We start from the raw sequence: 15,847 nt of genomic DNA on the forward strand, positions 1-15,847 counted from the left end.
TTAAGCTTTGTTTAAAATTAGTTTGTTTTGATGAAAGCTTCAGTTGTATTCATTTTTTTGATGCCTCTATTTTTGGGGACGAGTGTTTTCGCGCAAAAGAAAATCCTTGGTCCTGAGGTATATAATTCCTGGAACCGGATTGGAGATATTCAACTTTCCCAGGACGGAAAATTTGCCGTTTACTCTGTAAAACCTTATCGCGGTGACGGATTTTTGTTTGCTGTGAACCTGGAAACGGGGAAAAAAGATTCCATTGCAAGAGGATATGACCCGAAGTTTGAAGGAACCGGAAATGTAGTTTCGTTCAAGATTCACCCGGGATTCGATACCGTTCGGAAAGTAGAATTGGCAAAGATCAGTAAGGACAAATGGCCGAAAGATTCCCTGGGAATTTGGTTCCTGAGCCAGGATTCCATCGTGAAGTTCGACCAGTTGAAGGAATTCAAGGTGTCTGAGAACGGAAGCGCGCTGGCTTATACGACCACAAAAAACGAATGGCCGAAAGGATATTTGACGAAAAAGGAGGTCAAAAAGGAAAAGAAAACCGAACAGAAAAAGGGGAAAATCAAAACAGACGGAAAACTCCTGACCATCGTTGATCTCGGATCGAAAGGAAAGAAATACTTCAAACACGTTTCACAGTTTGAAGTGAGTAAAGACGGGCAGTATGTCTTGTTTGTCCAGCAGGAGAAATTCAAAAAAGATTCCCTTCGTCTGAACATTTACGACTTGTCCAAAAAGGAACTCTGGAGCAGTAAAAAGCGGGTTACAGAATACGCGGGATTGAGTTTTTCCGGAAAGAATAATACGCTTTTAGGATTGGCAACGGTTGATACGGCTTCTAACAAACGCTGGTCGTTGTTTATGCTCCACCCGGATTCGAAAGAATTCAAGCAATTGATCGATACATCGGTTGTTTTTGACAACAACGAAGTGCTGTCCTCCAGCTTCAGACCATACCTCAATAACAACGATTCGGATGTGTTTTTCGGGATCGCAGACAAACCGGAAAAACCGGTAAAAGATACCTTGCTGGAAAGCGAAAAAGCAAAAGTGGATTTGTGGCATTGGAAAGACGATCGTTTGCAGCCACAGCAATTGGTGGAATTGAAACGCGACCAGGGACGAAGCAACCTGGCGGTATATCATGTAGGTTCAGGTACTTTCAACGTGTTGGGTGCCGATTCGATGAACCTGTACCAATCCGAGAGATATCCGCAGCAGGTCATCCTGGCAAGCAGCGATGCGGCATACCGTTTTCAAACCTGGGCATTCCCGAACCCGGATAATTATTACCTCATTCAGGTTTCCGACGGGAAAATCACGCCGTTGAAAGATAAGTTGAATTCCCGTCCTTCGCTGTCGCAGAATGGAAAGCAGTTGGTTTTCTGGAATGACATTACGAAGAACTTTTACCTGATGGATGTCTATTCGCAGGTAGAAGAATGCGTGACTTGCGGTTGGAAAGGAATGCTGCTTGAAGACAAGAACGGAATGATTTACGAAGATCTTCCGCAGGGAATTATCGGCTGGGGTCCGGATGATCAGAATGTGTTTATCCAGTCGGATAAAGATATTTTGTCGTATGACCTGAAAAAGAAATCGTGGGCGGTTTTTACACATCCGCTCCAGGCTTCCGAAACAGATACGAATTACACCTATTCACTCTACAACCTGAGTTCGGATTCGATTCGTTATTATCCTGAAAACACCCTGCTTACGCGCTTCAGTAAAATCACCAAAATGATGGATGTGTACCGCGTGAAAGGATCTTTTGCAAACCCAAATTTTGAATTGGTTTCAGGTTCTGCGCACAATTATTTCAATTTCAACAAAGCGAAAAAGAGCGACCGGATTCTGTTCAATCGTTCCTCCAATGCCGATTACCCGGATTTATTCTCAACGACTCGTCCGGGAGCGGATGTGGTACGCGTTTCATTGGCAAACCCGCAGCAGAGCCAGTACAACTGGTCAACCGTAGAATTGATCAAGTGGAACAGCTATGCAGGAATTCCGTTGGAAGGATTGGTGTACAAACCGGAAAACTTTGACCCGAACCAGGAATACCCGTTATTGGTTTATTATTACGAACTGTATTCCGACCAAATGCACAACCATTATGCTCCGCGACCTACAGCGTCCATTATTTTCCCAACGGAATACGCTTCGGCAGGATATATCGTGTTCATTCCGGATATCCGTTACACTCCGGGTCACCCGGCGAACAGTGCTTACGATTGTGTTTTAAGCGGAACGGATGCGGTTTTGAAAAAATACCCGAATATTGATCCGAAGCGTATGGGATTGCAGGGGCAAAGCTGGGGAGGTTACCAGACGGCTCAGCTGATTACCATGACAGACCGTTTCGCTGCTGCGATGGCAGGTGCACCGGTGAGCAACATGTTCTCTGCTTACGGTGGAATCCGCTGGGGATCGGGCTATAGTCGCCAGTTCCAGTACGAGCACTCGCAAAGCCGGATCGGGAAAACCATTTGGGAAGCTCCTGAATTATATGTGGAAAACAGTCCGCTGTTTGGTCTGCCAAAAGTGAAAACACCGCTGCTGATCATGCACAACGACGAAGATGGAGCAGTTCCGTGGTACCAGGGAATTGAATTGTACACCGGTTTGCGAAGACTTCAGAAACCGGTTTGGCTGTTGAATTACAACGGCGATGACCACAACCTCATGAAACCGGCGAACAGAATGGATTTGAGTATTCGTATGCGCCAGTTCTTCGATTATTACCTGTTGAACAAACAGGAACCGTTGTGGATGAAGGCAGGAATTCCGGCAATTCAGAAGGGCAAGAAAATGAACTACGAATTGGTAGAGTAAAGTCATTGGTAGCATAAAAAAGCCCGGTCACTGAGCGGAGTCGAAGTGCCGGGCTTTTAAAATTTCATGTTTGTTTTAAGGAATAAAAACGGTTTCTTTCGTCGTTTCTTCCTGTTCCACTTTGATGATGCCGTTACCAACGGCACCACCCAAGCTTGCTTCTATATTAAAAACGGCGACACCACATTGCCCCAACTGATAGATATCGTTGTAATTGAATGTGGCCTCACCTTGCTCATTGGTCGTTGCTACTTTCGGTTCTCTGACAGCATTATGTCCCTGTTCGGTAGACATTCCTGACAGTTTAACCGTTGCACCTGAAACCCGGTTGTTATTATGATCCAAAACGTAAATCTTCGCAATGGTATCTGCTTTCTTTCTGCAAGAACCGATACCCGTTAAAACAGCGCCGATTGACAGGATTAAAATGGAACGTGTTATCATTTGTAGAACGTTTATATCTCTAATCTCGCACATTCGGTCTGAAGATTAGTCTGCAAATGAATGAAATGGCTCTGTGGATGTTTTTTTTAAAATTCTCAGCGAATAAAAAACCCTGACTTCCGGAAAGTTCGGAATGCCAGGGTTCAAAAAGTATTTGGAACGGATTACTGGATGAATACCGTTTCTTCGTTGTCTTTTTCCTGTTCGATTTTAATAATCGCTTGTCCGGTCAAAGCATCTTTACGCGCTTCAATGTTCAATACCGCTACTCCGGCTTGCCCGAGTTGGTATACATCGTTGAAATTAAAGACTGCAACACCAGAACCATCAGATAAAGTAGTGTCAAACAAAACTACCGGTGGAGAAGGAGTCACGGTGGATTCACCTTTTAATACAACCTGAGCTCCGGCAACCCGTTGATTTTGGGCATCCAGCACGTAGATGATCGCAGTTGTATCTTTCTTCTTACGGCATCCCGAAGAAGAGAACACAACCCCCATCCCAACGATCAGGGCTCCATAAAATGCAGATTTAATAAATAGATTCATGTCTTTCAATATTATGGATTAGTTCAGGTATACCGTTAAAACATTAGTGATATGCGCTCTGCAACGAATGTACCCGGTTCCCTGACTTGGATCCTTTTTCACCAGTACATCGAAGTAACCGGTTGTTTCTTTTTTTCCGAGCTTACTGAAAAAATCCGCCATATCAAAGTAGGCAAAGCCTGATGAATTTGTCTGGACAGTGTCCACATAAGCAGGAGTAGCAGGTTCGGAATCAACGTCAGCAATGATAATCACCTTTGCGTTGTTGACTAATTCATTGTTGGATGAACGCACGAAAACCTTTAGGATCGAAGGGTCTTTCTTGCAGGAGCTCAGCACTAAAAGCACCGAAACCAACGTTAAGTACCCCATTTTACGTACCATTTTGTTCATAGTGTTGTTTTTTTGCGATGTAAATATAATCTTTTTGCGATTATAATCTGATTCTCTACAATTTCGTAACTTCGTTGCTCGAAAAAGTAAGTTTTTAAACATCAAATTAACGGAAAAAGTTACATTTTCGGTAATATTTTTTCAGTTAGACGTTTAGAAACTCAAAAGGTTGTATAAATACAGATGAAAGAGCAAATCGCTGCAGCTAAGGAAGCTATTGAAAATTACGCATTGACGGATCTGAATACCGTTGAAGCATTCCGTATTCACTTTTTAGGATCGAAAGGAGCGTTGAAGAACCTCTTCGGAGAGTTGAAAAACGTTCCGAACGAAGAGAAAAAAGAAGTGGGGCAGTTGCTGAACGGCCTGCGCTTGCTTGCAGAAGAAAAATGGCAGTCCTCCAAAGAAAGTTTCGAAAACGCACAGGGTGCAGATTCGGATGTGGATGTGACACGCCCGGCAGAGCCCATCCCGCTTGGTGCAAGACACCCGCTTTCGATTGTTCGAAGTGAAATCATCTCGATTTTTGAGCGCATTGGGTATTCGGTTTCGGAAGGACCGGAAATCGAAGACGACTGGCACAACTTTTCCGCATTGAATTTCCCGCCGGAGCACCCGGCAAGAGATATGCAGGACACCTTCTTCATTGAAAAAGGCGAACGCGAAATGGCGTTGAGAACCCACACCTCATCGGTTCAGGTACGCGTGATGGAATCTTCCACTCCGCCGATCCGTACTATTTCCCCGGGAAGAGTATACCGCAACGAGGCAATCTCGGCAAGAGCACACTGTTTCTTCCACCAGGTGGAAGGATTGTATATCGATAAAAACGTTTCGTTTGCCGATTTGAAGCAGACATTGGATTATTTTGCGAAATCGCTCTTCGGAGACAAAGCGAAGATCCGTTTGCGTCCGTCCTACTTCCCGTTCACCGAACCAAGTGCGGAAGTGGATGTTTCCTGTACGATCTGTAATTCGAAAGGATGTAACGTCTGTAAATATACCGGCTGGCTGGAGATTTTAGGTTGTGGAATGGTAGACCCGAATGTGCTGGAAGCTTCCGGGATTGATTCGGAAGTATACACCGGATTTGCATTCGGAATGGGAATTGAGCGCATCGCACAGCTGAAATTCCGTGTAAACGATTTGCGTTTGTACTCGGAAAATGACGTGCGTTTCCTGAAACAATTTAAAGGAGTGAATTTCTAAGATGGGACTGTTTTCAAGCAAGCAAAAAGCCGCGTTTCCGTGGGTAAACCTCACAAGTTCCGAACAATTGCACCAATTGCTGGATCCTTCGCAGGAAAAGCCGGTAGTTCTGTTCAAACACAGTACGCGCTGCAGCATTTCATCGATGGCGTTGAATCGTTTTGAAACGAATATGGATCCGGAAAAAGCAACCTGTGTTTTCCTGGATTTGCTCAGCTACCGTCCGTTATCTGACGAAATTGCACAACTAACACACGTGGAGCACCAGTCTCCCCAGGCTATATTGATTAATCACGGAGAAGTCATTTATTCCGCAACACATACGGCAATAGATGCTTCTGACATTATGAAACTCATTTGACTATGAAAAGATACGGAATCATCATCCTGCTCGTTCTGATTGTGGCGGCATTCATCATTGTTCCATTGATCAACAAATCTGGAAGAGGGTCGGAAGAAATGGCCATTGCCAAATTTGAAACGCCCGGTAACATCATGGTGGAATACGGACAGGAAGTTCCGGTGAAATTTACTGTTCCGGAAGGATTGGTGAAAGTGGAACTACTTTACAATGATTCTGTTTTCGAAACCTGGAATAACCCGAAAGCACAAACCCGGACGGTTGCCATGCAGACAAATTACTACGGTGTGGGAGCATTTCCGATGGTATTGCGTTCGACATTTCAAGATGGAACTTCCCTGGAAAACAGCATCCTGGTGCGCGTTGCTTCCGACATTGATCCGGAACTGGTTTTCGTAAAAGTGTTGAAGGAATACCCGCACAATAAGGAAAACTACACGCAAGGATTTGAATTTGACGGAAACCAGTTGTATGAAGGAACCGGTGACCCGGGACAACAGGGAAAAACATTGGTTGGGCCGATCTCATTGGAAACCGGACAGTTTATCGAGCCAAAGAACGGCCTGGATGCAACCTATTTCGGAGAAGGAATCACCATTTTGGGCGATTTGCTCTACCAATTGACCTGGCAGAACGGAAAATGCTTTATCTACGACAAGAAAACAATGGTGCTGAAAGGCGAGTACAGCTACGTAGGACAAGGCTGGGGATTGTGTAACGACGGAAAAGTGATCATGATGTCTGATGGATCCGAACGCATTACCTTCCGCGATCCGAAATCTTTCCAGGCAATCCGTTCCATTGAAGTATACGACAAAGAAGGACCGAGAACATACCTGAACGAACTGGAATACATCGACGGGAAGATTTATGCCAATGTCTATACTACCGGAACCGTACTGGTGATTGAACCGACTACCGGACGCGTATTGCAGGAAATCGATGCAAACGAATTGGTTGTGCGCGGGAAAAACGGAGGAGATGTACTGAACGGAATTGCTTACAACAAGCTGACGAAGAAACTGTACATGACCGGGAAGTACTGGACAAAAACATTTGAAGTTTCTATCGGTAAATAGTCATGATTTCTCCTTACAACGATGAGTATTTCATGCGCCAGGCTTACCTGGAAGCGCAAAAAGCCTATGAACTGGGAGAAGTTCCCGTTGGAGCGGTGGTTGTGGTGAATAACCAGATCATTGCGCGGGCACATAACTTAACGGAACGATTACACGACGTTACCGCCCACGCTGAGATGCAGGCAATCACGGCGGCATCGGAATTCCTGGGGGCAAAATACCTCAAAGATTGTACGTTGTATGTGACGCTGGAACCTTGTGTGATGTGCGCAGGAGCATTGTACTGGTCGCAGCTGGACAAAATTGTGTTTGCAAGCCGGGATGAAAAGCGTGGAGCAGGTCGTTTTCAGAATGAATTGTACCACCCGAAGACCCTGGTTACCAAAGGCCCGATGGAAAATGAGTGCGCACAATTGATGATCGACTTTTTCAAAGCAAAACGGTAATAGTTACGCATTCGTAATTAATCCACAACCTTTGCGATAACTGCTTCCGAAGAAATCCAGCCGTTTATTTTTCCCACATTATTCCCGATCAGCAATTCATGTTCCCTTTTGTCGAGAACGAGGTGAAGCAGGTAATTGCCTTTCCAATGGATGAATACGACATCGTTCACTTTGACTTCCTCATAGTTTGCCGTTTGCAGCGTGACGAGTTGTCCGCTTTCGATGCGTCCGCGCATAGAGCCGCCCACCGGTCGAATCTGTGCTGTGCCATCCTTTTGTAATGATTCAAGTGCTTCTTTTAACCAGCTCATTGCTTTGGTGTTGTATTGTCTCAAAATTAGCGAAATCCGTCTAACAATGCTTTTCCCTTCTCAATTTTGAATTTTTCATTTTCAATTGAAAAGTGCGTTCATAACCAATTTGGGACTTTAGCAATCCCTATTTGACCTCCCGTACCAAATTGAATTTTGCAAATCCCTGTTTTCGTGTAGATTTACAAAAAAACAATCGCTATGTCTGACATCATTCTCGACGTTTCCGGTTTAGACAAAAAATACAAAGACGTGCATGCGCTCGGAGGAATTTCCTTCCAGGTTCGGCAAGGACAAATCTTCGGTATTTTGGGCCCGAACGGAAGCGGAAAAACAACAACCCTGGCCATTCTCCTGGGGATTCTCAAAGCGAATAAAGGAACTTTTTCCTGGTTCGGAAACGGACAGGAGGCGTCTAACCGCATCCGGATCGGTGCACTTCTGGAAACGCCGAACTTTTATCCGTATCTGAATGCCATTGACAACCTGCGAATCGTTGCCAAAATCAAAAACCTGCCGAACCCGAAAGCCGCTATTGAAAGTGTTTTGCAGCGTGTGGGTCTGGCGGAACGCGCCAACTCCAAATTCAGAAGCTATTCGTTGGGAATGAAACAGCGTTTGGCAATTGCCTCGGCTTTGTTGTCTGATCCCGAAGTTTTGGTTTTGGATGAACCGACCAACGGGTTGGATCCGATGGGAATTGTGGATATTCGCCGCCTGATTCTCAACCTGAAAGAAGAAGGAAAAACCATCGTGATCGCTTCGCATATCCTGGATGAGATGGAAAAAATCTGTACCGATGTCATCATCATGCGCAAAGGAACGATTATCCGGGAAGGCAAACTAGCCGAAATTACCCAGGATAAAGAACACATCCTGATTCACAGCAGTGAACTGCAAAAAGTGAAAGAAGCACTGGGTTCTTCCATCTCGCGCATCATCAGCGAACAGGATTCCTGGATGGAGTTTACCAGCGACTTGAGCAGTTTGGAGATCAATAAGAAATTGGCACAGTTGCACATTTACTGTGACGAAATCTTTGTGAAAAAACAATCCCTTGAACAGTCATTTATCAATCATATTGAAGCATGAAAAAACTCATTCAAATAGAGTGGATTAAGATTAAGAAGCTCACCTCGGTGAAAGTGATCCTATTGGTTTATATGGCTTTGATCCCTTTGTGGATGCTTGGGATGAACGCGTTTTTTGAAGATTTGAATACCAAACTCAAGTTGTTCCCGACTTCTGAAACCATGTATTCCTTTCCCAATGTGTGGGGATTCATTACCTACTCGGCCAGTTATTTTAATTTGCTGCTGGCAGTGGTGGTAATCATTCTCACAACCAATGAATTTTCCAACCGAACCCTGCGCCAGCATGTTATTGACGGTTTGACTAAAAGACAAGTGATCTTTTCCAAATTCATGGTAGTGGTTTGCTTGTCAGTGATAGCTACCGCATATGTCTACCTGGTCGGGATTCTGTTTGGTCTTTCGCAGGGAAAAGGATTGGATTTGTATACGAACGTCCATTTTGTGGGCTTGTTTTTCGTACAAACCTTGTGCTATTTTGCGCTTGCCTTCTTCCTGTCGGTGCTGATTATACGCCCGGCGCTCACAATCGTACTCTTCTACGGAGTCATTTTCCTGGAATCGATTATGGGTTTGTTCCTGCCTGTTTCCGTCTACGCATTCCTGCCGATGAACAACATTTCGAAACTGACGCCCTTGCCGTTTTTCAAAGAGATTTTTGTGACCAACCCGGATGCTGACCATCACAGAGAGTTTTACATCCTGGATTTGTGGCAGGTAGCTTTACTTTCCCTGTTCTACATGATGATTCTGTATCTCATTTCCCTGGTTCGGTTGAATCGAAAGGATTTGTAATCTTTTTTAGCGATCCGCTTTTATACGAGAGCCGGTCCGATCATTCGGGATCGGCTTTTTTCTTTGTAACTTTGCACCATGCATGTTTCTCCAAAAACCATTTGTGCTTTGTCAACTGCCCCGGGAATGGGAGCAATTGCATTAATCCGCATGTCGGGAACAGATGCTGTTTCAATCCTGGAACAGATTTCCGGTAAATCGTATGCGGATGCACCTTCACACAGTGCGCATTTTGTGCGCCTGAAAAAGGCCGATGGTTCGGTATTGGATGAGGTTGTAGCGACCATTTTCCACGAAGGACGCAGTTTTACCGGAGAAAACACGGTGGAGATTGCCTGCCACGGTTCGGTATTTATTCAGCAGGAAATCATCAACCTGCTTTTGGCACACGGATGCGAACTGGCACAACCGGGAGAATTTACCATGCGCGCTTTCCTGAACGGCAGAATGGATTTAAGCCAGGCAGAAGCTGTGGCGGATTTGATCGCTTCCGAATCGGCACGTTCGCACGAAGTGGCCATGAACCAAATGCGCGGTTCCTTCTCCAATGAATTGGCGGAATTACGTGAGAAACTCATTCACTTTGCATCGCTGGTAGAACTGGAGCTGGATTTCGCGGAAGAAGACGTAGAGTTTGCAGACAGAACGGAATTGCTTGCGCTGGTAACAGAAGTACTTGCATACGTGCGCAGACTGATTCAATCGTTTGAATTGGGGAATGTCCTGAAAAACGGAGTTCCGGTAGCTTTGGTCGGAGCGCCGAATACCGGGAAAAGTACACTTTTGAACCAACTGCTCGGCGAAGACCGTGCGATTGTGAGCAACATTGCCGGAACAACCCGCGATGTGATTGAAGAAACCCTGAATATCGACGGCATTTTGTTCCGTTTGATCGATACGGCCGGAATCCGCGACGAAGCAGCCGAAGAAATTGAAGCTATGGGAATCCAACGTTCACTGGATAAAATCAAGCAGGCAAAAATTGTATTGATGTTGAGTGATTTCAGTGCGGAGCAGGCTTCGCAGGAAGGACACCTTTCAATGGATTCGGAGGAAACGGGCCGCTGGGCAGATGAACAGGCCGGAATCTATCCGGGAAAACACTTTTTGGTGCTCGGTAACAAATATGATCTGCGCCCGGATCAGCTCAACAGCTCGTGGAATTTTCAAACACCTTTCCTGCCGATCAGTGCCAAAAACGGCAACGGGATCGAAGAACTGAAAAAGTGGCTTTCGGCACAAATCCTGGGATCATTCAATACGCAATCTGATACGATCGTCACGAATGCGCGCCACCTGGATGCCTTGCAGAAAACGGAAGATTCGCTGGAGAAAGCCAAGTGGGGATTGGAAACCCAGATTACCGGCGATTTTGTGGCGATGGACATCCGCCAGGCCATGTTTTGGCTCGGAAGCATCACGGGGCAAATCTCCGAAGATGATTTATTGGCGAATATCTTCAGCAAGTTTTGCATTGGGAAATAATGATACATTTGTTCATGCAAAATTCCGGGAATAATAGGGAATATTAAATAGTTGGGATTTTTACCTTATCTTGAATCAAAACGATCGGATGAAGAAGGAGAAACAATCATTTCTGAAAAAACTGGGGCCAGGAGTGATCACTGGTGCGAGTGATGATGATCCTTCAGGAATTGCAACCTATTCTCAGGCAGGTGCAGCTTTCGGTTATAAAACCTTATGGACGGCTTTGATTACATTCCCCTTAATGGCTGCCGTGCAGGAAACCTGTGCCAGAATTGGTTTGGTAACAAAAAAGGGGATTGTGGCAAACATCTACGAACATTATCCCCGGTGGGTTTTGTACTTGCTTTTCCTGTTTTGTTTTCCGGCAATAGTCATGAACATAGGGGCGGATATATCTGCTATCGGTGCAGTTTCCAATATGTTGTTTCCCGATATAGAAGCAATTTATTTTAGTGTGGTATTTACCATTATACTCATTCTTTCACTGGTACTTTTGCCCTATGCGAAAATTGCCCTGATCTTGAAATGGCTGTGCATAACACTTTTCGTATACATCATAGTGCCGTTCATTACCAGGGAAGATTGGTTCGAGGTTTTAAAAGCAACATTTACTCCTGATTTTGAGTTTGATGCTGGTTTTGTTGGTGTTTTGGTTGCTATACTAGGAACCACCATTTCGCCGTATTTGTTTTTTTGGCAGGCAAATATTTCGCTGGAAGACATGGCAGCAAAAAAAAATAAAAAGCTCTCCAACCGGATGCTTAAAGACATGCGGCAGGATGTCTTTTCAGGGATGTTTTTTTCAAATATTGTGATGTTTTTTATTATTCTTACCGCCGGGGCAGTACTTTTTAAAGCCGGAATCAGGCAGATAGATACTGTTGATCAGGCAGCGAAGGCATTGGAGCCTCTTGCGGGTGAGAAAGCATACCTTCTTTTTGCAATAGGTGTACTGGGAACAGGACTTTTGGCGATACCGGTCTTAAGTGGAAGCATATCCTATATGTTTAGTGAAGTTTTCAATTTCAGGGAAGGCCTGGATAAAAAGTTTTACGAGGCCAAACCATTTTATATCATTCTATCGATCTCGTTGATTCTTGGTTTATCCCTTGAATATTTGGGAATAAAACCCGTCAAAGCATTGCTTTATTCGGCAATGCTTTATGGCCTTACTGCTCCTGTCTCATTAGCCATAATACTTCACCTGGCAAATAATAAGAAAGTAATGGGTAAGTATAAAAATGGCTGGCTTGCCAATACATTGGGAATCACTACGCTGATTTTTATGATTGTTGCAGCTGTGTTATTGGTGTATTTGCAGTTTTGGTCATAGTTGATTCCTGCAATTCAGAATTTCTTCAGAATTGATCCCTTATTTTACAGATGTCTGATTCGTAATCATTTGTTTAACAAATAGTTAATGAGATGTCTTCAAATACAAAACAACTGAATAAGGTAGCTGAAATCACGTTATTGTTTTGGCTGATGAAAATTGTTGCTACGACTCTGGGTGAAACGTTGGGCGACTTTCTTTCCATGACATTGGATCTCGGTTATCTTACGGCTTTAGGTATTACGCTGGGGTTGTTCGTGGTATGTGTGTTATTGCAAATCAGTACCCGTAAATACGTTCCTGTTCTGTATTGGCTGGTTATTATTGCCACAACTACTTTGGGAACAGAAATTTCAGATTTTATAGACCGTTCGTTGCATTTGGGCTATTCTTTGGGAAGTTTGTTGTTAGTTACTTTGTTGGTGCTTACCTTATTTCTTTGGTTCAAAAAATACCGGAACCTGGAAGTATATCCAATCAACCAAAGGACAAAAGAAGTGTATTATTGGTCTGCAATTCTGTTTTCCAATAGCCTTGGAACAGCATTTGGCGATTTTTTGGGAGAGTACTTCGGGTTGTCTTACCTGGAAGGTGCTACGATCACCGGAGCAATTATCGTTATCGTGGTGATGCTTCATTATTTCACCAGAATCAATCACATCGTATTATTCTGGATCGCCTTTATTTTTACCCGGCCATTTGGTGCTACTTTTGGAGATTTTCTTACAAAACCCGTTAAATCAGGAGGTTTGGACTTAGGAACACTCAATGCATCTTTGGTATCCATGGCAATCATGTGTCTTTTCATGTATCTCTCTCACAGGCAATATCATAAAATCAATCTGAATAGAAGCATAGAATAACAAGCCGGGAAAGGTAAAACGAATCATTTTATTTCTTATATTCAGGTAAACACGTCTCTTCCCATCATTTTTTTGGATGAGGAATGAGTGCAAAAACCACAAACTGAAGCAATGGAATTACAGACAATCCAACACCGTATTTACGAACTGAGAGGCCAAAAGATCATTCTGGATTTTGACCTGGCAGCATTATATGAAGTAGAAACCCGTGTACTCAACCAGGCAGTTAAACGCAATAGCAAACGATTCCCTCCGCGTTTTATGTTCCGGCTGAGCTTGAAAGAATGGAATGATATGCGATCACAATTTGTGATCGCATCGGTATCGGGGCAGATCAAAAGAAACACCCATGTAACACCTTTTGCTTTTACAGAACATGGAGTAACTATGCTGGCGAGTGTATTGCGGAGCGACAAGGCCATTGAAATGAATATTGCCATCGTGGAAGCATTTATTGCGCTGCGGGAATTGACGGTGGATTACCTGGAGCTTACGGAGAAATTAAAGGCCATTGAAAGCAAATACGACAAGCAGTTTGAGGATGTATACGATGTAATCGATTACCTGATCAGGAAGGAAAAACTGGCACTGATCGAACAACTGGATCGGGTTCAGATCGGATTTAAACAACCTGATTAAGAAGGAGTATTTTTCGAAAAGTGGTCATGCAGGCTTCGGAGTACTCGTTTGATATCCAGGTTCGGATAGAATCCGGCGCTGTTGATGCAATTAACCTCCACGATTTTCCACCCGTTTTCTGTCAGGCAGATATCCAGGACAAACGCTTCCGCTACGTTGAAAACGGCAATCATTTCCGCAGCAAACGCCATTCCTTCAGGAGCAACGAATGACTCAAAAGGAGTTTGTTTGTGAAACTTATAGTAAACGCCCGCCGCAATCTTGCCGCCTACAACCCAAATACGTGCTTCCTTGTAAATAAAAGCAGGTACCGACACCTGAACGTACGATGCTTCCGATCCCCGGAGCGATTCGTATACAAAATCAGTCCATTCGCTTTCGGAAAAAACCTGACCGGTAAACAACTTGGCTTCCCGGTAAGGCTTGATGAACTTTTGTTCCTTTTCTTTCCATGAAATGTTCTCTCCGACCCGGAAAACCTGAGCTGTCTCATTCAAAAGATACCCCTTGTAGCGATCGGAATATACTTCGTATAAATGATTCCCGCCGTAAAAAGATCCTGGGAACCAGTCGGTATTTTGTTTGGCGAGCTTTGCCAGTTTGACCGAACCATAAGGAAAAACATCCGTTCGCCCGGAATGTGTTTCAATCTGTTCCATACCCGGAGCCAGTTCAAAAACTTCATAGGAAAAACCCAGTTCATTTAGTGCCTCAACAGTGCGCTGATGATCTTCCGGATTGCGGATATTGGATTGAATGAGAAAATGCATATGCGTTTGGAAAATGGGAAAATCAGTTTCAGTGCTATTTAAAGCTGATTTTCAGTCCCATTTCACGTTTCATGTGCAAGAGTACTTCGGCATTTCCTTTGGCATCATCCACGGGGTGATGCGTATGCTTGGTTTGACGCAGGTGTTTCCATTGCGCAAAGGTGTCTTTTTCCAATCCGCAATAGAGGTCTGCCAGTCTCCTGGACGAAAACCCGAACGGATTCCGCTGGATGAAGTGGTGAAAATACCAGCAGATGAACATCCAGTCGAAACCGTTGTTATCACTGATGAAAATCGGCCGGCCTTTGGAGTTGGTCTTAATCCATTCTTCAAAGTCAAGCATCACTTTTTCCGGTTCGTCGAAAGCAAGCGTTTCTTCCCGGCTGAATCCCGATACAGCCAATGCTTCGGGAACATAGTTTTCCGAAATCGGTTTGATTTTTCCGTAAAAGGTTTTATCCAGGTGCTCGTCGACAATCACTGCTCCGAAGCAGATCATCGAATAATCCCCGGGAATCGGCCCGTCGGATTCAATATCAACAACAATATAACTCATATGTGATTTGGTGTTTTTGTTCTGTTTAATGTAGTAATTGCTGCAAATATAAGTACGATTGAGCAAACTGTCTGCTTTTGAAGCGTGTATGAAAAACAAAAAGCGAATCACTTTCGTCATTCGCTCTTTGGGTTTGCGCACCAGTGCTCACAAATGAGCGGGAAATTATCCGGTAATCTGGATGGAAATGGCAGTCAGTTCAAATCCCTGGAAGAAACCGTCTACTGACAATGTTCCGGATTTAAATCCGGGACTTAATGCAAATTGGATACCTGTTGTAATCGGTTTTGGAGGATTTGGCCACGCGTGCATGGTTCCTTTTCCGGTCGTTTTTACAGATGTATATCCCGTACTTCCGTTAAATTCTGCATTTCCGCTGTATTGCAGGATTGTCTCAGAGCCCATACCAAACAATGTTTGAATGGTTACGATCCCAACGGCACTTTGTCCGTTAGATTCTTCCATTAACGTTACATTCAGTGTCCCGAATGGACCGTTGATGGAATATGGATTCTGGAAACTGTATTTGGCCTGGAGTAAAATTTTTCCATCGGCCAGTTTTGCTAATTCTTCATCTGACTGAACGACAGCCAAGTTTTCTGTAATCATAAAAGGGTTTATTTAGTGAATAATGATGATACAATGGTCGGGAAATCCCGTTGAAATAAAAAGGGTATAAATAC

General features: G+C 44.1%; 18 protein-coding genes. 11 read left to right on the plus strand and 7 right to left on the minus strand.

Features of this window, described 5'->3' with window-relative positions:
* Positions 1–30: 30 nt before the first annotated feature.
* Positions 31–2,838 (plus strand): prolyl oligopeptidase family serine peptidase, encoded by a 2,808-nt coding sequence (locus ABDV94_RS15990; protein WP_343748216.1) that lies wholly within the window; start codon positions 31–33, stop codon positions 2,836–2,838.
* 75 nt (positions 2,839–2,913) lie between these two features.
* On the opposite strand, the gene ABDV94_RS15995 is transcribed toward ABDV94_RS15990, so the two are convergent.
* The 3 genes from ABDV94_RS15995 to ABDV94_RS16005 form a co-directional block, all read right to left on the minus strand.
* Positions 2,914–3,282: a hypothetical protein gene (locus ABDV94_RS15995; protein WP_343748217.1), complete on the minus strand. Its 369-nt coding sequence runs from the start codon at positions 3,280–3,282 to the stop codon at positions 2,914–2,916.
* A gap of 164 nt (positions 3,283–3,446) precedes the next feature.
* Complete coding sequence (locus ABDV94_RS16000; RefSeq protein WP_343748218.1) at positions 3,447–3,830, minus strand: hypothetical protein; 384 nt, start codon at positions 3,828–3,830, stop codon at positions 3,447–3,449.
* 18 nt (positions 3,831–3,848) lie between these two features.
* Complete coding sequence (locus ABDV94_RS16005) at positions 3,849–4,223, minus strand: hypothetical protein (RefSeq protein ID WP_343748219.1); 375 nt, start codon at positions 4,221–4,223, stop codon at positions 3,849–3,851.
* A 183-nt stretch (positions 4,224–4,406) separates the two neighbouring features.
* On the opposite strand from ABDV94_RS16005, the gene pheS reads away from it, so the two are divergent.
* The 4 genes from pheS to ABDV94_RS16025 are packed head-to-tail and all read left to right on the plus strand — an operon-like array spanning position 4,407 to position 7,318.
* Positions 4,407–5,432, plus strand: a complete 1,026-nt coding sequence (pheS, locus tag ABDV94_RS16010; protein ID WP_343748220.1) for a phenylalanine--tRNA ligase subunit alpha — start codon at positions 4,407–4,409, stop codon at positions 5,430–5,432.
* Position 5,433: 1 nt separating this feature from the next.
* On the plus strand, positions 5,434–5,793 hold the full coding sequence (gene ytxJ / locus ABDV94_RS16015) for a bacillithiol system redox-active protein YtxJ (protein WP_343748221.1): 360 nt from the start codon (positions 5,434–5,436) through the stop codon (positions 5,791–5,793).
* 2 nt (positions 5,794–5,795) lie between these two features.
* Complete coding sequence (locus tag ABDV94_RS16020) at positions 5,796–6,872, plus strand: glutaminyl-peptide cyclotransferase (protein WP_343748222.1); 1,077 nt, start codon at positions 5,796–5,798, stop codon at positions 6,870–6,872.
* A gap of 2 nt (positions 6,873–6,874) precedes the next feature.
* On the plus strand, positions 6,875–7,318 hold the full coding sequence (locus tag ABDV94_RS16025) for a nucleoside deaminase (RefSeq protein ID WP_343748223.1): 444 nt from the start codon (positions 6,875–6,877) through the stop codon (positions 7,316–7,318).
* A gap of 17 nt (positions 7,319–7,335) precedes the next feature.
* Here the strand turns inward: ABDV94_RS16025 and ABDV94_RS16030 are convergent, their stop codons facing one another.
* Positions 7,336–7,629: a hypothetical protein gene (locus tag ABDV94_RS16030; RefSeq protein ID WP_343748224.1), complete on the minus strand. Its 294-nt coding sequence runs from the start codon at positions 7,627–7,629 to the stop codon at positions 7,336–7,338.
* A gap of 201 nt (positions 7,630–7,830) precedes the next feature.
* On the opposite strand from ABDV94_RS16030, the gene ABDV94_RS16035 reads away from it, so the two are divergent.
* From ABDV94_RS16035 to ABDV94_RS16060, 6 genes are all read left to right on the plus strand, one after another.
* Positions 7,831–8,721 carry an ATP-binding cassette domain-containing protein gene (locus ABDV94_RS16035; RefSeq protein WP_343748225.1) on the plus strand — a complete coding sequence of 297 codons (891 nt, stop codon included), beginning with the start codon at positions 7,831–7,833 and terminating at the stop codon, positions 8,719–8,721.
* On the plus strand, positions 8,718–9,515 hold the full coding sequence (locus tag ABDV94_RS16040) for an ABC transporter permease subunit (protein ID WP_343748226.1): 798 nt from the start codon (positions 8,718–8,720) through the stop codon (positions 9,513–9,515). Before ABDV94_RS16035 ends, ABDV94_RS16040 begins: the two co-directional genes overlap by 4 nt.
* Positions 9,516–9,593: 78 nt before the next feature.
* On the plus strand, positions 9,594–11,000 hold the full coding sequence (gene mnmE / locus ABDV94_RS16045; RefSeq protein WP_343748227.1) for a tRNA uridine-5-carboxymethylaminomethyl(34) synthesis GTPase MnmE: 1,407 nt from the start codon (positions 9,594–9,596) through the stop codon (positions 10,998–11,000).
* 88 nt (positions 11,001–11,088) lie between these two features.
* Positions 11,089–12,336, plus strand: coding sequence for a divalent metal cation transporter (locus ABDV94_RS16050; RefSeq protein ID WP_343748228.1), 1,248 nt, complete (start codon positions 11,089–11,091; stop codon positions 12,334–12,336).
* A gap of 92 nt (positions 12,337–12,428) precedes the next feature.
* On the plus strand, positions 12,429–13,199 hold the full coding sequence (locus ABDV94_RS16055; protein WP_343748229.1) for a hypothetical protein: 771 nt from the start codon (positions 12,429–12,431) through the stop codon (positions 13,197–13,199).
* A gap of 111 nt (positions 13,200–13,310) precedes the next feature.
* Positions 13,311–13,838, plus strand: a complete 528-nt coding sequence (locus ABDV94_RS16060) for an ORF6N domain-containing protein (RefSeq protein WP_343748230.1) — start codon at positions 13,311–13,313, stop codon at positions 13,836–13,838.
* Here the strand turns inward: ABDV94_RS16060 and ABDV94_RS16065 are convergent.
* The 3 genes from ABDV94_RS16065 to ABDV94_RS16075 form a co-directional block, all read right to left on the minus strand.
* On the minus strand, positions 13,835–14,608 hold the full coding sequence (locus ABDV94_RS16065) for an ATP-grasp domain-containing protein (protein WP_343748231.1): 774 nt from the start codon (positions 14,606–14,608) through the stop codon (positions 13,835–13,837). The two genes, ABDV94_RS16060 and ABDV94_RS16065, sit on opposite strands and share 4 nt — an antisense overlap.
* A 34-nt stretch (positions 14,609–14,642) precedes the next feature.
* Positions 14,643–15,164 carry a 3'-5' exoribonuclease gene (locus ABDV94_RS16070; protein WP_343748232.1) on the minus strand — a complete coding sequence of 174 codons (522 nt, stop codon included), beginning with the start codon at positions 15,162–15,164 and terminating at the stop codon, positions 14,643–14,645.
* A 165-nt stretch (positions 15,165–15,329) separates the two neighbouring features.
* Positions 15,330–15,773 carry a hypothetical protein gene (locus tag ABDV94_RS16075; protein WP_343748233.1) on the minus strand — a complete coding sequence of 148 codons (444 nt, stop codon included), beginning with the start codon at positions 15,771–15,773 and terminating at the stop codon, positions 15,330–15,332.
* Positions 15,774–15,847: the final 74 nt, after the last annotated feature.

The organism is Fluviicola sp. (assembly GCF_039596355.1).
Taxonomy (GTDB): domain Bacteria; phylum Bacteroidota; class Bacteroidia; order Flavobacteriales_D; family Crocinitomicaceae; genus Fluviicola.

Excerpts from the sequence above, each read along its gene's own strand:
- ABDV94_RS16055 (WP_343748229.1), top strand. The coding sequence starts at position 12,429 with ATGTCTTCAAATACAAAACAACTGAATAAGGTAGCTGAAATCACGTTA.
- ytxJ (WP_343748221.1), top strand. The coding sequence starts at position 5,434 with ATGGGACTGTTTTCAAGCAAGCAAAAAGCCGCGTTTCCGTGGGTAAAC.
- mnmE (WP_343748227.1), top strand. The coding sequence starts at position 9,594 with ATGCATGTTTCTCCAAAAACCATTTGTGCTTTGTCAACTGCCCCGGGA.
- ABDV94_RS16040 (WP_343748226.1), top strand. The coding sequence starts at position 8,718 with ATGAAAAAACTCATTCAAATAGAGTGGATTAAGATTAAGAAGCTCACC.
- ABDV94_RS16000 (WP_343748218.1), bottom strand. The coding sequence starts at position 3,830 with ATGAATCTATTTATTAAATCTGCATTTTATGGAGCCCTGATCGTTGGG.
- ABDV94_RS16050 (WP_343748228.1), top strand. The coding sequence starts at position 11,089 with ATGAAGAAGGAGAAACAATCATTTCTGAAAAAACTGGGGCCAGGAGTG.
- ABDV94_RS16025 (WP_343748223.1), top strand. The coding sequence starts at position 6,875 with ATGATTTCTCCTTACAACGATGAGTATTTCATGCGCCAGGCTTACCTG.
- ABDV94_RS16035 (WP_343748225.1), top strand. The coding sequence starts at position 7,831 with ATGTCTGACATCATTCTCGACGTTTCCGGTTTAGACAAAAAATACAAA.
- ABDV94_RS16020 (WP_343748222.1), top strand. The coding sequence starts at position 5,796 with ATGAAAAGATACGGAATCATCATCCTGCTCGTTCTGATTGTGGCGGCA.
- ABDV94_RS15990 (WP_343748216.1), top strand. The coding sequence starts at position 31 with ATGAAAGCTTCAGTTGTATTCATTTTTTTGATGCCTCTATTTTTGGGG.
- ABDV94_RS16005 (WP_343748219.1), bottom strand. The coding sequence starts at position 4,223 with ATGAACAAAATGGTACGTAAAATGGGGTACTTAACGTTGGTTTCGGTG.
- ABDV94_RS16060 (WP_343748230.1), top strand. The coding sequence starts at position 13,311 with ATGGAATTACAGACAATCCAACACCGTATTTACGAACTGAGAGGCCAA.
- ABDV94_RS16065 (WP_343748231.1), bottom strand. The coding sequence starts at position 14,608 with ATGCATTTTCTCATTCAATCCAATATCCGCAATCCGGAAGATCATCAG.
- ABDV94_RS16030 (WP_343748224.1), bottom strand. The coding sequence starts at position 7,629 with ATGAGCTGGTTAAAAGAAGCACTTGAATCATTACAAAAGGATGGCACA.
- ABDV94_RS15995 (WP_343748217.1), bottom strand. The coding sequence starts at position 3,282 with ATGATAACACGTTCCATTTTAATCCTGTCAATCGGCGCTGTTTTAACG.
- ABDV94_RS16070 (WP_343748232.1), bottom strand. The coding sequence starts at position 15,164 with ATGAGTTATATTGTTGTTGATATTGAATCCGACGGGCCGATTCCCGGG.
- ABDV94_RS16075 (WP_343748233.1), bottom strand. The coding sequence starts at position 15,773 with ATGATTACAGAAAACTTGGCTGTCGTTCAGTCAGATGAAGAATTAGCA.
- pheS (WP_343748220.1), top strand. The coding sequence starts at position 4,407 with ATGAAAGAGCAAATCGCTGCAGCTAAGGAAGCTATTGAAAATTACGCA.